Below are 672 nucleotides of genomic sequence, written 5' to 3' on the forward strand. Positions count from 1 at the left end.
AAGGCCAACGCCAGATGATGATCTCATCGACGCATGCCGAGAAACTGTCCTCAGAAAAATTACCCGACAAAGGTGCGGCTTCGGACTAGCCGCAATTGCCGTTCCGCCGTGGCATGGTCGCCGACAAAGCGGCGATGGTATCTGCGACTGCGAGCGAACGTGCGACGTTCACCAGATAGGCTTTTGACGCGGTCGAGGTGGAGTCGAACAAACCCATCAAGACATTGCGCGCCTGGTGCGACGAGGCGTTTTCGATGGGCACTTCTGGTACTGGTAGATTCAATTGAGCGGCGCTTTGGGTGGACATGGTATTAATTTGCTAACAATAATGTTACAACATGGAAACTGTAGTGACACTGTGCCAGAGCATAGGGTTCATGGCAACCGAAGTTAACTATCACCTTTCGCCGAAGTAATAATTTACGTTTGACAGTAAACTATCAGCTGTAAGTTGAGCAGCACATCAAATTATGCGGTTGTCAATTATTGCATTTTGTCAATTTTTATTGCCCGCAGACTGCCATCGCTCACTGCGGAGAAGGGACGGCCTTTGTGAAGTAGCGCCTGCCGAAGCGGCCAGGCCCTGGGACGCGGCCCTCAACTTTGCCCAATAGCTAAGATTAACAATCTGCGCTACACTTGCCACCGCTTATTGCAATGCGGAATTAAATG

General features: G+C 50.4%; 1 protein-coding gene. It reads right to left on the reverse strand.

Translation table 11 applies throughout. The features are described 5' to 3' along the window. Positions 1-85 precede the first annotated feature (85 nt). Positions 86-307, reverse strand: a complete 222-nt coding sequence (locus F2P46_RS36070; protein WP_166899316.1) for a hypothetical protein — start codon at positions 305-307, stop codon at positions 86-88. Between the last annotated feature and the right edge of the window lie 365 nt (positions 308-672).

This window comes from Massilia sp. CCM 8734 (assembly GCF_011682155.1).
GTDB lineage: Bacteria > Pseudomonadota > Gammaproteobacteria > Burkholderiales > Burkholderiaceae_D > Telluria_A > Telluria_A rubra.